The organism is Salmonella sp. NW38, from assembly GCF_051807745.1.
Classification (GTDB): Bacteria; Pseudomonadota; Gammaproteobacteria; order Enterobacterales; family Enterobacteriaceae; genus Salmonella; species Salmonella enterica.
This window is the reverse complement of record NZ_JAMMTO010000004.1, coordinates 156,727-172,585: the sequence shown is the minus strand read 5'-3', so window position 1 is coordinate 172,585 and position 15,859 is coordinate 156,727. Positions and strand designations below refer to the sequence as shown.

13 protein-coding genes are annotated in these 15,859 nt (G+C 51.4%); 7 read left to right on the top strand and 6 right to left on the bottom strand.

Features of this window, described 5'->3' with window-relative positions; genetic code table 11:
* Positions 1 to 13: 13 nt before the first annotated feature.
* The 3 genes from NA624_RS09140 to NA624_RS09130 form a co-directional block, all read right to left on the bottom strand.
* Complete coding sequence (locus tag NA624_RS09140; protein ID WP_001148981.1) at positions 14 to 1,336, bottom strand: MFS transporter; 1,323 nt, start codon at positions 1,334 to 1,336, stop codon at positions 14 to 16.
* Positions 1,337 to 1,686: 350 nt separating this feature from the next.
* Positions 1,687 to 2,715: an inner membrane protein YhjD gene (gene yhjD, locus NA624_RS09135; RefSeq protein WP_000983176.1), complete on the bottom strand. Its 1,029-nt coding sequence runs from the start codon at positions 2,713 to 2,715 to the stop codon at positions 1,687 to 1,689.
* A 72-nt stretch (positions 2,716 to 2,787) separates the two neighbouring features.
* Positions 2,788 to 3,687, bottom strand: coding sequence for a LysR family transcriptional regulator (locus NA624_RS09130; RefSeq protein ID WP_000358048.1), 900 nt, complete (start codon positions 3,685 to 3,687; stop codon positions 2,788 to 2,790).
* 632 nt (positions 3,688 to 4,319) lie between these two features.
* Between NA624_RS09130 and NA624_RS09125 the strand changes: the two genes are divergently transcribed.
* Complete coding sequence (locus NA624_RS09125) at positions 4,320 to 4,922, top strand: response regulator transcription factor (RefSeq protein WP_001196081.1); 603 nt, start codon at positions 4,320 to 4,322, stop codon at positions 4,920 to 4,922.
* A 5-nt stretch (positions 4,923 to 4,927) separates the two neighbouring features.
* Here NA624_RS09125 and NA624_RS09120 read toward each other — a convergent pair whose 3' ends face one another.
* Positions 4,928 to 5,284: a glycoside hydrolase family protein gene (locus NA624_RS09120; protein ID WP_001120254.1), complete on the bottom strand. Its 357-nt coding sequence runs from the start codon at positions 5,282 to 5,284 to the stop codon at positions 4,928 to 4,930.
* Between the two features lie 280 nt (positions 5,285 to 5,564).
* On the opposite strand from NA624_RS09120, the gene NA624_RS09115 reads away from it, so the two are divergent.
* Complete coding sequence (locus NA624_RS09115; RefSeq protein WP_000185020.1) at positions 5,565 to 7,154, top strand: STY4199 family HEPN domain-containing protein; 1,590 nt, start codon at positions 5,565 to 5,567, stop codon at positions 7,152 to 7,154.
* A 12-nt stretch (positions 7,155 to 7,166) separates the two neighbouring features.
* On the opposite strand, the gene NA624_RS09110 is transcribed toward NA624_RS09115, so the two are convergent.
* Positions 7,167 to 8,816 carry an alpha,alpha-trehalase gene (locus NA624_RS09110; protein WP_000934254.1) on the bottom strand — a complete coding sequence of 550 codons (1,650 nt, stop codon included), beginning with the start codon at positions 8,814 to 8,816 and terminating at the stop codon, positions 7,167 to 7,169.
* Positions 8,817 to 9,142: 326 nt separating this feature from the next.
* Between NA624_RS09110 and NA624_RS09105 the strand changes: the two genes are divergently transcribed.
* The 5 genes from NA624_RS09105 (at position 9,143) to fraE (ending at position 14,399) form a co-directional block, all read left to right on the top strand.
* Positions 9,143 to 9,862, top strand: a complete 720-nt coding sequence (locus tag NA624_RS09105) for a GntR family transcriptional regulator (RefSeq protein WP_000572566.1) — start codon at positions 9,143 to 9,145, stop codon at positions 9,860 to 9,862.
* 175 nt (positions 9,863 to 10,037) lie between these two features.
* The gene (gene fraB / locus NA624_RS09100) at positions 10,038 to 11,015 is read left to right on the top strand and encodes a 6-phosphofructose-aspartate deglycase (protein ID WP_077905336.1); all 978 of its coding nucleotides are present in this window, start codon (positions 10,038 to 10,040) and stop codon (positions 11,013 to 11,015) included.
* Positions 11,016 to 11,078: 63 nt separating this feature from the next.
* Entirely contained in the window at positions 11,079 to 11,924 is an 846-nt protein-coding gene (gene fraD, locus NA624_RS09095; RefSeq protein ID WP_000028428.1) for a fructose-aspartate kinase, read from the top strand.
* 53 nt (positions 11,925 to 11,977) lie between these two features.
* Positions 11,978 to 13,297 (top strand): anaerobic C4-dicarboxylate transporter family protein, encoded by a 1,320-nt coding sequence (locus NA624_RS09090; protein ID WP_000498935.1) that lies wholly within the window; start codon positions 11,978 to 11,980, stop codon positions 13,295 to 13,297.
* A 58-nt stretch (positions 13,298 to 13,355) separates the two neighbouring features.
* A complete protein-coding gene (fraE, locus tag NA624_RS09085; protein ID WP_000702758.1) occupies positions 13,356 to 14,399 on the top strand; it encodes a fructose-asparagine asparaginase in 1,044 nt (347 codons plus the stop codon).
* 46 nt (positions 14,400 to 14,445) lie between these two features.
* Here fraE and gorA read toward each other — a convergent pair whose 3' ends face one another.
* Positions 14,446 to 15,798: a glutathione-disulfide reductase gene (gene gorA, locus NA624_RS09080; protein WP_000160775.1), complete on the bottom strand. Its 1,353-nt coding sequence runs from the start codon at positions 15,796 to 15,798 to the stop codon at positions 14,446 to 14,448.
* Positions 15,799 to 15,859: the final 61 nt, after the last annotated feature.

Sequence of the window (15,859 nt, the reverse complement as noted above, 5' to 3'; positions counted from 1 at the left end):
ATCCGGCGTCCTATTACAACGCCTGATGACGCGTCTCATGGGTTAACAGCAGTGCAATCAGCGTCAGCGCCGCCATTGACGCCAGGTAAACCCCTACCGCCGCCAGCCCGTAGTGGCTTTGCAGCCATGCGGCAATATATGGCGCGACGGAAGCGCCCAGAATTGATGACACATTGTAGGAAAACGATGCGCCGGTATAGCGCACTTCCGTCGGAAATAGCTCCGGCAGCAGCGCTCCCATTGGGCCGAAGGTCAGTCCCATCAGGCTCAGGCCTAACAACAGGAATACGAATACCAGCGCTGGATTGCCTGAACCCAGCAGCGGGGTAAAGGCGAACAACGCGAAGAGAATGATGAGCGTGGTAATGATGACCATGCTTTTCCGACGGCCAAATGCGTCCGCCAGCAGGCCGGCGACGGGCACCATCACGCCGAAACCAATCACCGCCATCATCAGCATCCACAGTATTTCATTGCGCGGCAAGCCAAGCCCTACCGGCGCGGCGGCAGTGCTGTAAGTCATGGAATAGACGGTCATGATATAGAACAGCGTGTAGGTCGCCAGCATGATAAACGTGCCGAGAATGGTTACGCGGACATGCTTCGTCAGCAACGTGCCCAGCGGTATTTTTACCTGTTTTTTCGCTGCAGCGACTTTCGCAAACACCGGCGTTTCATGCAGCGACACGCGCACATACAGGCCAATAATCACCAGCACCGCCGAGAAGATAAACGGCACGCGCCAGCCCCAGCTCATAAACTGCTCGTCGGTCAGCAGCCAGGAGAGCAACAGGAAGGTGCCATTGGCAAAAAAGAAGCCGATCGGCGCGCCCAACTGTGGGAAGGAGCCATACAGCGCGCGTTTGCGCGGCGGCGCATTCTCCGTCGCTAATAACGCTGCGCCGCCCCATTCGCCGCCCAGCCCCAGTCCCTGACCGAAACGCGCCAGCGCCAGCAGCAGCGGCGCGAAAATACCTATCGTCGCGTAGCCCGGTAACAGACCGATAATGACCGTGGAGATCCCCATCGTTAGCAGCGAAGCCACCAGCGTGACTTTGCGGCCTACCCGGTCGCCGAAGTGGCCGAATAGCGCAGAGCCGATCGGACGCGCCACAAATGCGATAGCGAAGGTGGCGAGCGATTGTAGCGTTGCCGCAGTGGGATCGCCCTGGGGGAAGAAGATAAGGGGGAACACGATCACCGCTGCGGTGGCGTAAATATAGAAGTCGAAGAACTCAATCGCGGTGCCGATAAGCGAGGCAATAACGACTTTATTGCGTGAGTTTACCGGAACATGTTCCTGCTCATGGTCGAGTGTTGTGGCGGTTGCTTGCATACTATTTTCTTATTTTTAGCGAACGAATAGCCATATTACGCACAGCAAAAGTTATATTTCAATGTGTAACAAAAGCCAAAAATGGTCAAAAAAAGCGCAAAAAGGGGATAATGTTTAAGCCAGCCATTTTGCGTCTATGAAATGCTTCACATAATTTTAGAATTGGTGGATAAAACTGGTTTCGGGTTAAATAAAAGTTAATTACTGGATTTATATGCTGAAACAATGAGATGAGGCGGAAGGACGTGCCTGATTGTACCGCCGGGTACGCTTTGCTTGCCCGGCTTGGGTACACACAGCAGTAGGCCGAATGACGACGCCGTGCGTGCCATTCGGCAGCAAGCCGCAGACTAGCGTTGTGTTTTACCCGGCATTCGCGGGTCGTCCTTATATTCGGCGGTGGCTATCCAGGCCGCGCAGAATAACGTCAGGCGGGCAAAAAAGTAGAAGAATGCCATCAGACCGAGTACGGAGCCAAACGCCGCGCCGGAAGGCGATTTCACCAGTGACGGCAGCGTATAAGTCATAATGATTTTAATCACCTCAAAACCGATAGCGGCAATAAATGTCCCGCGAATCAACGCTTTTTTACGGGGACGATGGCGAGGCAGTCGCCAGAAAATCCAGAAGAAAAGCAGATAGTTGGCAAAAATAGAGATGGCCAGACCGATCAAATGCCAGGCCGGTTTTAACCATTCGATGCTGTCGAGATACAAGGCGGAGATGATCATCTGCTGGGCGGAACCGGCGATGGAAGTAATGGACAGCGTAATGATTAAAGCGATTAATAATCCAATCAGCGAGATAAAATCGCGCAGATATTTGAGCCAGATTTTCTCCTGATCCTGCGGCTTGCGCTCCCAGACGTCCCGTGACTGGGCGCGAATCGCTTCCCGCAGGTTGCCCATCCAGTTAACGCCGGAATAGAGCGCGATACCCAGTCCGACCAGCCCTACCGTGGTACGCTGTTGAACCGCCGTATTAATCGTATTTTTAAGCGTGGACGCCAGCGTAGGATCGCTCACATTCATCAATATCTTGCTGAAAATATCTTCCAGTAGATTAGGGTGCGAGGCGAGGATAAAACCTGCTGCGGCAAAGGACACCATCATTATCGGGATCATCGACAGAAACGAAAAGTAGGTGATAGCCGCGCCAAACTGATTACCCAGTCGATCGTTAAAACGTTCGGTCGCGCGAATGAGGTGGGCCACCATTGGTTGACGCTGAATTTTTTGCACCAGGGAGGTGACGGAATGCAACGCCTGATTTGCCTTTTCGTTTTTTTCCGGGGCGTCATGCGGCTGCGTTTCTATTTTTTGTATCGGGTCGTGCTCCAGTTCCTGAATAGGGCGTTTTACGTCATTTTCCTGCATCATCAGGTCGGTAGTCCTTCATCATTAATAGAATATGTCAGTATAGCTTCTCCCCGGTGGATACTGAAAATGCGGCTACTCTGCGGCCTCTTTAATGGTTTCAGTCAGCCATACCATAAACAGGTGTACCCGGCGGGAAAGATTACGGCGATGGGGATAATGCAGCGTCACCGGCAGTGGAGCGGCGCGATATTGCGGTAAAATTTCAATGAGCGTTCCGGCGCGTAACGCCTCCCGTACAGCAATGCGCGGCGTCTGAATGATTCCTAATCCTGCCAGACAGGCCGTATGCCAGGTCTCCGTACTGTTTACCGTTAGCATTCCGCCGGTTTTTACCCACTGCATACCGTGGGGAGTTTCAAAGGCAAAACCCGGTGAAGAGACTCCCGGCGTCAATGAATAATGCACCACCGCATGTGAGGCGAGGTCGTCAAGGTTTTCTGGATACCCAAAGCGCGCCAGGTATTGTGGGCTGGCGCAGTTCACCCTTCTCAGTTTGCCAAGCGGGCGCGTCAGTATCCCTGGCGCATGTAGCGGATCTGTACGCACCACGCAGTCGAAATCTTCCCGTAGTAAATCGACCTGTCGATCGCTACTACAAAGTTCCAGCGCAATGCCGGGATATTGATGCAAAAAAGTGGGCAGGCGCGGCATGATGAGGCTGTTTGCGAGACCTGGCGGTATATCTACCCGTATTTTGCCGCTGATACTGGCGGGATCAGGCTGGAAAAGACCTTCCAGTTCATCCAGGTTACTCAACAGATCTTTTGCCCGTTCGTAGTAAACCATTCCGTCCTGAGTAAGTTGTACCCGCCGGGTGGTGCGGTGGAGCAGGCGGATGCCCAGTTGATGTTCTAACGCTTGTATTTGCCGTGAGACGCTGCCTTTGGGAAGGCCGATATCCTCTGCTGCGCGGGAAAAACTTTCCCGTTCCGCCACGCGTACAAACAATTTCATTGCATATATTTTATCCATCATCAGGCTCTATTATTGTTTTTATTGAAACAGTGACGCTGAAGCGGCTGGTTTTATTGATTTTCTAGCATCTAATAAGCCCTTTCGCAATCATTGCTCGCGTGACGAATACGTCTGATCGCGTTGCGCGGCGGATTTATCGCCTTCCGGCCAGGCTTTTTAGCGCCAAAAAGCCGATAAACGGGACGAGAGCGGTAAAACACGCTGATAGCCGCGGGTGTAGTGGGAGAGAGAAATGCATGTACATACACGGTATTGTCATTGACCCATCGTCGCGGTTTTCAGGCGGATTGATTAATTTTTTTAACAAAATGTGCTACTTTATTTTTTGTAACACATCAGGTGAAAAGCAGATATTTCCTTTGTGACGCGCCAGGCGTACTCTTCATTAAATTAATATTCAAATTAGCCTTGTCTGTTTGTACTAATAAGATATTCCTTACTTTAAAACGCTAATTTTAGTGAATTCTGTAATCCCGATGTTGAAGCTGTAAATATTCATAACCTTTCCCTTCCTCAACCAATGACTATCGGTAAAATGGCCTATACCAAATGGCGACTTCTTATTTTACCCTACGGGTAATACCCTTCCTCATCTTGAGACTATTATCTTACCCAGGTGGAGAAAAGTAATGCAGGTAATCATGTTTGACAGGCAGTCAATATTTATTCATGGAATGAAAATCAGTTTGCAGCAGCACATTCCAGGAATAAGTATCCAGAGTGTCGGTCAGGCAGAAGAACTCTGGCAAAAAATAGAAAGCGCGCCGGATGCGCTGGTCATGCTGGATAGCGGCCTGGATGCTGAATTTTGCCGCGAGGTGTTACAAAGAATCGCGCAGCAATTTCCGGAGGTGAAGATTATTATCACGGCGATGGATGGCAGTCAAAAGTGGCTGCATGAAGTCATGCAATTTAACGTTCAGGCCGTGGTGCCACGCGATTCTGATGCCGAAACCTTTGTCCTTGCGCTCAATGCTGTCGCTCGCGGGATGATGTTTTTACCGGGGGATTGGTTAAATTCAACGGAGCTGGAGTCCCGTGATATAAAAGCGTTAAGCGCCCGCCAGCGGGAAATTTTACAGATGCTTGCCGCAGGAGAATCAAATAAACAAATTGGGCGGGCGTTAAATATTAGTACCGGGACGGTTAAAGCGCATCTGGAGTCGCTTTACCGGCGGCTGGATGTAAAAAATCGTACCCAGGCCGCCATGATGTTAAATGAATCGAATTAACGACGTTAAATTCGCAGTCCGCTTATTTCTGGCTGTGAAATATCACCCGTATTGATTAATGATAAAAAACGCTGATGTCCGATGCTGAACATCAGCGCAATAAGCGTTTCACGTTGAAACCGATCATTAAGTTCCGGCGAACAATTCTGTAGCAGCATATCGCAGCTATTGAGGTCATCCAGCAAGAATGCCTCCGCCTGGTCGGGCGTAATGAACGTCAGCGTCTCATCCGGCGTCAACACATGCCCGTAACCAATCACCCAGTTACCCTGCCGATCGCGATACTTTTCCAGCGACAGACCCTGCCACTGTTTAATAAACGCGATGCAGGCGGAGCTAAAGCGAGATGAAATGTGCGGCATGGCATCTTTCTCATAAAAATCGCGATTATAAAGTGTGCTGCACGCGTGGCTAGCGGTCAGACGGCCAAACGCAGGCAGGGAAAAGGTCTATGCCGTTCAGCGTCACGCCGCGTTGACAGAATGAAAAACTGATGTTTTTGGTTAGTAACCGATCTTCTTATAAATTTGCAATCATTAAGATTAAGTCACTGAAATGTGGCTAAATCTGTTATATCTATGAAAAAACATAATTAAAAGAAAACGAAGATCTCGTCGCGGGATCGTCTTTTTAGGGAAGATAATGACGAATAGCGCTTCGCAGGCGACACGCGCGCCTTTTGAACATAGCCTGGGGATTATCCGCCAGGCATCAATAGAAATCCTGCTGCTGCTGGGTATTCATACCACAGAGGGAAAAGAGCCCCGGTGGTTCATGGAACAACTTGAGCAGGCGCGTCTTAACCTGGGCGGTTGGGGCGCGGTGGCGAAAAAATTGCGGATAAATGACGCGCAGTTGAGCCAGTTTATGCTGCAACTGCGTCACCTTCAGCAGCATGTTCCCCAGTATGACAGCGGGCAAGAGGTGAGCGAAAATCAACTCCTTGCCGCGTTGCGTTTTGTCACCTCGCTGGAACATCTACGTCAGCAGCAGCCGCTACTGACGTATCAAACTGAGCTGGAAGAACCCGACCAGGAGGCGCATCTTGAGGCGCAGCGTCAGCTTCGGGCGATAGAACTGACGTTAAAAGCGCTTATTGCGCGCGCATGGCCGGATCGGGCGTCGCTGAATCACTACCTCAAGCAACATTTTGGCCCGGACCGTTTGCGCCAGTGGTTAAAACAGGGAGAAGATCAACATGCGCTGGAGGGCATGTTGTTCAGCGAACTGGCGCTTATGGTGGTCGATAAAAAATTGTTTGCCCGTCATTACGTCAGAATTTTTAATGACGCCTCAGCGTTAACGCTGTTCGCCGAGTCGCGCACCACCCTGCGTATGTTTCTGGATGATTGCCGCCTCGCGCGAAACGAGGTTATCGCCAGGCAGCCGCTCACCTCAGCGCAGCTTATGCTGCTAAACGTTCAGTATCAGCAAATCGTTCGGCCCATCCAGCGCGCCTATGCCGAAAAACGTACCCGCGTGAATCCCGCTTCGTTTCTGCTGGCGGATGAACGTGAATTGCGCCAGTTCTGGGAAACCGCGCGGCTTAAAGATCTGCAGGCCGGGGGAGATAAGCATGAGATTAGCGAGAGCATAGAACCACCGCGTAAGCGGCCTCCGCGTACGCCTGAAGAGCGTGAGCAACTTATTTCCGGCGCTTTGTGGGGCGCGGTTGGCGTCATGACGCTGGCGATACTGGCGGGCGCGTTCTGGCTATTTAGTTCGTCGTCGCCAGGCTCCGATAACGGGCAAGCTCCCGCAATGGCGCAGGATGAACCGCCGCGCGAGGCGCCTTCCGCGCGGGAAACGCTCAATCATATGGGGATTACCTGGGATGCGTTTACCATGCGGGCGGCGATAGAGCGCAATGATACGCGGGTGACGGCGCTGTTCCTCCAGGGCGGAATGAACTGGCAGCTCGCGTGGACGGAGCAGGCGTTTGCGGCAGGACATACCGAGGTGCTGCAACTGTTGTTGCGTTATCCCGCGCTGATGGATGAGGTCAAACCCTGCCGACGATTTATCACAACGTTAAGTCATGACATGTCGAGCGGCGCGCCGCTGACCGCGATGCATAAAACCTATTTGCAAACGTTTTGCACCGTTCCGGCTGTTGTGACGCGCCAGCAGCACGATACGGAGCAGGCCCGACTGCGCGCTCAGGCCCGGCCCAGCGCAGACAATAAAAAATGGCTGAAAATTCAGTCAGCCATTTATGATGCGATTCACTGAGGCCGGAGCAGGTTAAGGCTCTCCGTAAAGGCCAATCAGGCGGCGCACCACGCCATTGGTCCAGCCGAATCCATCCTGTAGCGGATACTCGCCCCCGCCGCCTTCGCGTGGCGTACCGCCGGAAATATGGTATTTCTCGATCAGTTTATGGTGCTCCTGATAAAAATGGTTCACCGTTTTTAACCAGTTATGGGCGATTTCATCGCCCAGCATATCGTCGCCATACAGTTTGAAGCCCTGAATCGCCATCCATTGCAGCGGTGCCCAGCCGTTCGGTTTATCCCACTGTTCGCCGGTTTCGTATTCGGTCGCCATAATCCCGCCGGGCGTTAACAGACGGCTGCGCACCACATTTGCCAGACGGTCGGCCTGCTCGTGGTTCGCCATACCGACATACAGCGGCACGATACTGGCGGCGGAAAAGAGCGCCATTTCTTCGCGTCGCCAGTCATAGTCCCGATAACAGCCGTTTTCATCATCCCACAGATAATGGTTTACGGCGGCGCGTCGGTCGCTGGCTTTCTGGCGAAATAGCGCCTCGGTGTCACGTTCGCCTTTCAGTGCTGAAATATTGGCGATAGCGCTCTCCAGTTTATACAGAAAAGCGTTCAAATCGATAGGGATAAACTGGGTCGTACGTATGCTGGCAAGCCGGCCCGCATCGCGTAGCCAGCGTGAAGAATAGTCCCAGCCGGACGCCGCCCCGGCGCGCAAATCCCGGTAGACTTCATTGGGTGGACGACCGGAATGTTTTGCGGTTTCGACATCTTCCAGCCAGGACTCGTCGCGCGGCGTGTCGCGATCGTCCCAGTAGCGGTTCAGCAGGGAACCGTCCGGCATCCGCACAACGTGCCGATAAGCCTGGTTGAGTGCCAGCGATTCGGCGCCGTCCATCCAGAAGGCGTATTCCATTTTGAGATGGTCGAGATAACGCCGTGCGCCGCGCACGCCATCTTCTTCGAACAGTTCAACCATCAGGGCGAAAACCGGCGGCTGCGAGCGGCTCAGATAATAGGTCCGGTTGCCGTTGGGAATATGGCCATAGTTTTCAATCATCCAGGCGAAATTATCCGCCATACATTTAAGTAAGTCTTCGCGCCCGCTTTCCGCCAGACCCAGCATGGTAAAATAAGAGTCCCAATAATAGGTTTCGCTAAAACGGCCTCCCGGCACGATATAGGATTGCGGCAGCGCCAGCAGCGAAGACCACGGAATATGATCCTGCGGTTCGCGCGTCAGTATCGGCCAAAGCTGGTCAATATGTTCTTTGAGCGAGTTTTCGGGGTTAGAGACATACTCGCTGGATAAGGTTTCCGGTAGCCAGAAATGGTTCTCGACGAAGCGGCGTAAGTCAAAATCACGGTGGCGTCTGACCTTACGGTAGCGGATCAGGATATCAAGCGGGTCCATCTTCGGCGCGCAGTCCGGGAACGTTTTACTGTCTGGAAACAGTTTTGTTGACTGTACATGCTCGAACAGTTCGAGATACCGATCGGCAGGGGTCAGGGCGTCAGAGGCGGGAAGCCCCTCGATCATCTCCGGCTCCGGTTCCGCCTCGATCATTTCATCCAGCTTTAACTCGCACGGGTCTGTTTCATAAAGCAGATCGACATCAATAGTCAGATCTTCAGAAGGCGTGGGGTTTAATTTCTGGTTGAGCATAATGACAAGGACCTCCGGCTTGCGTCGTAAAAGATACGGGTGTTGCCCGGCTGTCTATTAAGCGTAGACATTCGCTTCGATACCTGAGTGGCAAAGTGTGCGGTAGATCACATTTTGCAATTTACCCCCTCAAGAAAAACACTTCATAAATTACTGAATGATATTGCGAAAATCCTATTTTCATGGCGCCCGTCCCAGACCTAAAATCAGAACATTCGTTTCATAGCGGTATCACTACATCGCCGCATGGCGTGGATTCACAAGCAAAGGTAACGTAAATAGTTATAATACAAGCTATGGCACCATGATAATACAAATGGATACAAATGATCGAGCAACCCGACAGTAAAAGCGCCAAACCGCTTTATAAGCAGCTTGAAGCCGCCTTAAAAGAGGCCATTGCGCGTGGAGAGTATAAACCAGGCCAGCAGATCCCGACGGAAAATGAACTGAGCGCGCGCTGGCAGGTGAGCAGGGTCACGGTCCGTAAGGCGCTGGATGCGCTGACGCGTGAAAATTTGCTGACCCGTGTCTCCGGCAAAGGCACCTTTGTCTCTGGTGAGAAATTTCAGCGCAGCATGACCGGCATCATGAGTTTCAGCGAGTTATGCCAGTCTCAGGGACGTCGCCCGGGGTCACGCACCATCAAATCCGTTTTTGAATCGGTAGACGATGAGACAAAAGCGTTACTGAATATGAACGATGGCGAAAAAGCGGTCGTCATTGAACGTATCCGCTATGCCGACGATGTGGCGGTATCGCTGGAAACCGTACATCTTCCCCCACGTTTTGCGTTTTTGCTGGACGAAGATCTTAATAATCACTCTTTGTATGAATGCTTACGCGAGAAATACCATTTATGGTTTACCCACTCCCGTAAGATGATCGAACTGGTTTATGCCAGCTTTGAAGTCGCCCATTATCTTGGCGTCAACGAGGGTTATCCGCTGATCCTGATAAAAAGTGAAATGATTGATAACAAAGGAGAACTCTCCTGCGTTTCGCAACAGTTGATTGTCGGCGATAAAATACGGTTTACCGTATGATGTCAGCATTACGCTAACGAAGAGCAGGCTGAATCGGGATCCAGATCGCGGATCCCGATTTTTTTTGGTTTCCATCTTGATCAAATGTCTTTAAATGTCATATAAAAATAATAATACATTATGAGTCATTTATGGCGAATCCTCGCCTGTATCATTGATGGAACCAGAGGAAAGCATGATGGGTATGAAAGAGACAGTTAGCAATATTGTGACCAGCCAGGCAGAGAAAGGAGGCGTTAAACACGTCTATTATGTGGCGTGCGGCGGTTCTTATGCGGCGTTCTATCCGGCGAAAGCATTTTTAGAAAAAGAAGCGAAAGCGTTGACTGTCGGTCTGTATAACAGCGGAGAATTTATTAACAACCCGCCGGTAGCGCTGGGAGAAAATGCCGTTGTGGTTGTCGCCTCCCACAAAGGTAATACGCCAGAGACAATTAAAGCGGCTGAAATCGCCCGTCAACACGGCGCGCCGGTCATTGGTTTAACCTGGGTAATGGATTCACCGTTGGTGGCGCATTGCGACTATGTGGAAACGTACACGTTTGGCGACGGTAAAGATATTGCCGGAGAGAAAACGATGAAAGGCCTGCTGAGTGCGGTCGAACTGCTCCAGCAGACGGAAGGGTATGCGCACTACGACGATTTTCAGGATGGCGTCAGCAAAATCAACCGTATCGTCTGGCGCGCTTGCGAGCAGGTTGCGGAGCGTGCGCAGGCGTTCGCGCAGGAATATAAAGACGATAAAGTCATTTACACCGTCGCCAGCGGCGCGGGCTATGGCGCAGCCTACCTACAGAGCATCTGTATCTTTATGGAAATGCAATGGATACATTCCGCCTGTATTCATAGCGGTGAGTTTTTCCACGGGCCGTTTGAAATTACCGATGCGAATACGCCTTTCTTCTTCCAGTTTTCCGAGGGCAATACGCGGGCGGTGGATGAACGCGCGTTAAACTTCCTGAAAAAATATGGCCGCCGGATTGAAGTTGTCGATGCGAAAGAGCTGGGGCTATCGACCATTAAAACCACGGTTATTGATTACTTTAACCACTCTCTCTTTAATAACGTTTATCCCGTTTACAATCGGGCGTTAGCTGAGGCGCGCCAGCATCCGTTAACGACGCGCCGCTATATGTGGAAAGTGGAATATTAATTACATCAGGATGGATAAAAAAGCAGGGACGCTTTTTATTGTAAAGACAAACAAGGAATAATGATGAGCATCAGCGTATTGGGTATTGGCGACAACGTTGTCGATAAATACCTGCATTCCGGCATCATGTACCCCGGCGGTAATGCATTAAATTTTGCTGTCTATGCGAAATTAGCAGACATCCCCAGCGCGTTTATGGGGGCGTTTGGCAATGACGACGCCGCGCAGCACGTACAGGATGTATTACACCAGCTACAGATAGATATCTCTCACAGCCGCCATTATACCGGCGAAAATGGATATGCTTGTATCCGTCTCTCGCATGGCGATCGACAATTTGTCGCCAGCAACAAAAACGGCGTATTGCGGGAACATCCTTTTAGCCTGTCTGACGATGATCTTCGCTATATATCACAATTTACATTAGTCCATTCCAGTATTAACGGCCATCTGGAATCGGAGCTGGAGAAAATTAAACAACAAACCGTCTTACTCTCTTTTGATTTTTCCGGGCGCGGTACAGACGACTATTTTGAAAAGGTATGCCCGTGGGTAGATTACGGATTTATCTCCTGCAGCGGGTTATCGCCAGATGAAATCAAAATAAAACTCAATAAACTTTATCGTTATGGCTGTCGGCATCTTATTGCCACCTGCGGGCATGAAAAAGTTTATTATTTTTCCGGCGCGGATTATCTGGAGTGGCAACCTGTTTATATCGAACCTGTCGATACGCTGGGCGCAGGCGACGCCTTCTTAACCGGTTTTTTGCTTTCCATTTTGCAATCGGGTATGGCGGAACCCGATAAAGAAAGCGTGTTACGCGCCATGTGGCAGGGCGGGAAATCGGCGGCGCAGATTTTATCTCATTACGGCGCATTTGGTTTTGGTAAACCGTTTGCACAATAGGTTACGTCCCTCAATGTAAAGCGACACTCACTCCAGATAACCCAGGAGGAAGTATGTTTTGGACGGAATTATGTTTTATCCTTGTGGCCCTGATGATAGGAGCCAGGATCGGCGGCGTATTTTTAGGGATGGTCGGCGGGTTAGGCGTCGGCGTGATGGTTTTTATTTTTGGCCTGACGCCTTCTACGCCACCGATTGATGTTATTCTGATAATTCTTTCTGTTGTCCTGGCGGCCGCATCTTTACAGGCCTCCGGCGGGCTGGATTTACTGGTCAAACTGGCGGAAAAAATTCTGCGTCGCCACCCTCGTTACATTACGTTATTAGCGCCGTTTATCTGTTATATCTTCACGTTTATGTCAGGAACGGGGCATGTCGTTTATAGCTTGCTGCCGGTTATTTCTGAAGTCGCACGGGATTCAGGTATTCGACCGGAACGTCCTTTATCTATTTCTGTTATTGCATCGCAACAGGCGATCACCGCCAGTCCTATATCTGCCGCCATGGCGGCGATGATTGGTTTAATGGCGCCGTTGGGCGTCTCTATTTCAACCATTATGATGATTTGCGTGCCCGCCACGTTAATCGGCGTAGCGATGGGGGCAATAGCGACCTTTAATAAAGGAAAAGAGTTAAAAGACGATCCGGAATATCAACGTCGGCTTGCTGAAGGGTTAATTAAACCTGCGCAGAAAGAAAGTAAAAATACGGTGGTCACTTCGCGCGCCAAATTGTCGGTGGCGTTATTTCTGACCAGCGCGATCGTTATCGTTCTCTTAGGATTGATTCCGGCGCTTCGGCCCATGGTGGAGACAGCGAAAGGGCTACAACCGCTTTCGATGTCCGCCGCTATCCAGATTACGATGCTCTCTTTTGCCTGCCTGATTGTGTTGTTATGTCGGCCGCAGGTCGATCAGATTATCAGCGGTACGGTATTTCGGGCGGGCGCGCTGGCGATTGTCTGCGCCTTCGGCCTGGCCTGGATGAGTGAGACGTTCGTGAATGGTCATATCGCGTTGATTAAGGCAGAAGTGCAAACTCTATTGCAACAGCATACCTGGCTTATCGCCATTATGATGTTTTTCGTGTCCGCTATGGTCAGCAGTCAGGCGGCAACGACGTTAATTCTGTTGCCGCTGGGGCTGGCGTTAGGGTTGCCCGCTTATGCGTTAATCGGCTCCTGGCCTGCCGTTAACGGCTATTTCTTTATTCCGGTGGCGGGGCAGTGTCTGGCGGCGCTGGCGTTTGACGATACCGGTACGACGCGTATCGGCAAATATGTGCTTAACCATAGTTTTATGCGTCCGGGATTAGTTAACGTGATTGTTTCGGTCATTGTCGGGCTGTTAATAGGAAAAATGGTTCTGGCCTGATTGTTATTCATGTTTTTATAGCACACGTCACTTATTATTTTTAATTCAGAGGAAGAAAATGAAAATTAGAGTTTTCATGGCCACCGTGTTGCTGCTCATCAGCCACTGTGTATTTAGCACAACGTCACTACCGCATATTGTTATTCTCGCGACAGGCGGTACTATCGCCGGGACGGCAGCCAATAATACGCAAACCGCCGGATATAAATCCGGTGAACTTGGCGTGCAAACATTAATAAATGCCGTGCCGGAAATGAATAATATCGCTCGCGTTGACGGCGAGCAGGTGGCGAATATTGGTAGCGAAAATATGACCAGCGATATTATCCTGAAACTTTCACAGAAGGTGAATGCGTTATTGGTGCGGGATGATGTTGACGGTGTAGTCATTACTCACGGCACTGACACGCTCGATGAAACCGCCTACTTTCTTAATTTGACAGTGAAAAGCGACAAACCGGTGGTGTTTACCGCTGCAATGCGGCCCGCGTCGGCAATCAGCGCCGATGGCGCAATGAACCTGCTGGAAGCGGTCACGGTGGCTGCTGACCCGAATGCGAAGGGGCGCGGCGTGATGGTGGTTTTAAACGATCGTATTGGTTCGGCGCGCTTTGTAACGAAAACCAATGCCACGACTCTGGATACCTTTAAAGCGCCGGAAGAGGGCTATCTGGGGGTCATCGTTAATGGTCAGCCACAGTTCGAAACGCGGGTGGAAAAAATTCATACCCTGCGCTCTGTTTTTGACGTACGTAATATCAAAAAATTACCCAATGTGGTGATTATTTACGGCTATCAGGACGACCCGGAATATATGTATGATGCGGCGATCGCCCATCACGCGGACGGTATTATTTATGCCGGAACCGGTGCAGGTTCGGTCTCGGTACGTAGCGACGCGGGGATTAAAAAAGCGGAGAAAGCCGGGATTATCGTGGTGCGCGCTTCCCGCACCGGAAACGGCGTCGTACCGTTGGATAAAGGGCAGCCAGGGCTGGTGTCTGACTCGCTCAACCCGGCGAAGGCGCGAGTCTTGCTGATGACGGCACTAACTCAGACGCGTAATCCGGAACTGATCCAGAGTTATTTCAGTACGTATTAATCATGCAGGCTTGTGCGCCCACCCTCGAAGATGGGCGCGCAAGATATTAACGCATGGTCACAAACTCTTCCGATGCGGTCGGGTGAATGGCGACGGTATTATCGAAGTCTTTCTTGGTAGCGCCCATCTTCAGCGCCACTGCGAAGCCCTGCAACATTTCATCCATGCCGAAGCCGATACCGTGGATACCCACAATTTTTTCTTCCGGCCCGACGCAGACCAGCTTCATACGGCACGGCTGGCGGTGCGTCGTTACCGCGGTATACATAGCGGTAAACGATGATTTATAGACTTTCACCTGCTCGTCGCCGTACTGCTCGCGCGCCTGCGGCTCGCTTAATCCGACGGTGCCGATAGGCGGATGGCTAAAGACCACGGTCGGGATGTTGCTGTAGTCCAGATGCTCGTCCGGCTTGTTGTTAAACAGGCGTTCGGAGAGACGGCGACCGGCGGCGACGGCGACTGGCGTTAACTCCACTGCGCCGGTGTTATCGCCAACGGCGTAAATGCCTTCTACGTTCGTGTTCTGCCATTTATCAACGATGATGTAACCTTTTTCATTGGTTTTCACGCCCGCTGCCGCCAGATTAATATTGTCGGTCGACGGTTCGCGACCAATGGCCCAGATCAGGCAATCAACGGTTTCACTGCGGCCATCTTCCAGTTCCAGAGTCAGACTGCCGTCGGCGTTTTTCACCACCGCTTTCGGCACGGCGTGAGTATGCAGTTGCGGGCCTTCGGCGTTCATCACCTCAACCAGCGTTTCGCTAATCATCGGGTCAAAACTGCGCAGCGGCGCATGTTTACGGACAAACAGATGCGTTTTCGCCCCCAGCGCGTTGATAACGCCAGCCAGTTCAACGGCGATATAACCTGCGCCTACCACCGCGACGCGCTCCGGCAAGGCAGACAGCGCAAAGAAACCGTCGGAATCAATGCCGTATTCCACGCCTGGAATCTCAGGATGGCTTGGACGGCCGCCGGTAGCGATCAAAATATGGTCGGCGGTAATGGTTTCGCCGTTCACTTCAATGGTTTTGGCATCGACAAAGCGGGCAAAGCCTTTAATCACATCCACGTTATTTTTGCCCAGCACGTTGTCGTATGAAGTATGGATGCGGTCAATATACGCGGTACGGCTGGCAATCAGCTTGCTCCAGTCGAACTGATTAATCGTGGTGTCAAAACCGTAGTCCGGGCCATACAGATGAATCGCTTCACGAATCTGCGCGGCATGCCACATCACTTTCTTCGGCACGCAGCCCACGTTAACACAGGTGCCGCCCAGCTCTTTGGCTTCGATGAGCGCGCATTTCTGGCCGTACATAGCGGCGCGGTTAATCGAGGCGATACCGCCGCTGCCGCCGCCGATAGCGATGTAATCATAGTGTTTGGTCATGACCGCTCCTTTATGTTCGTTGTCGGACGGATAGATTCTGCGCTACCCGCCAAAATATTCG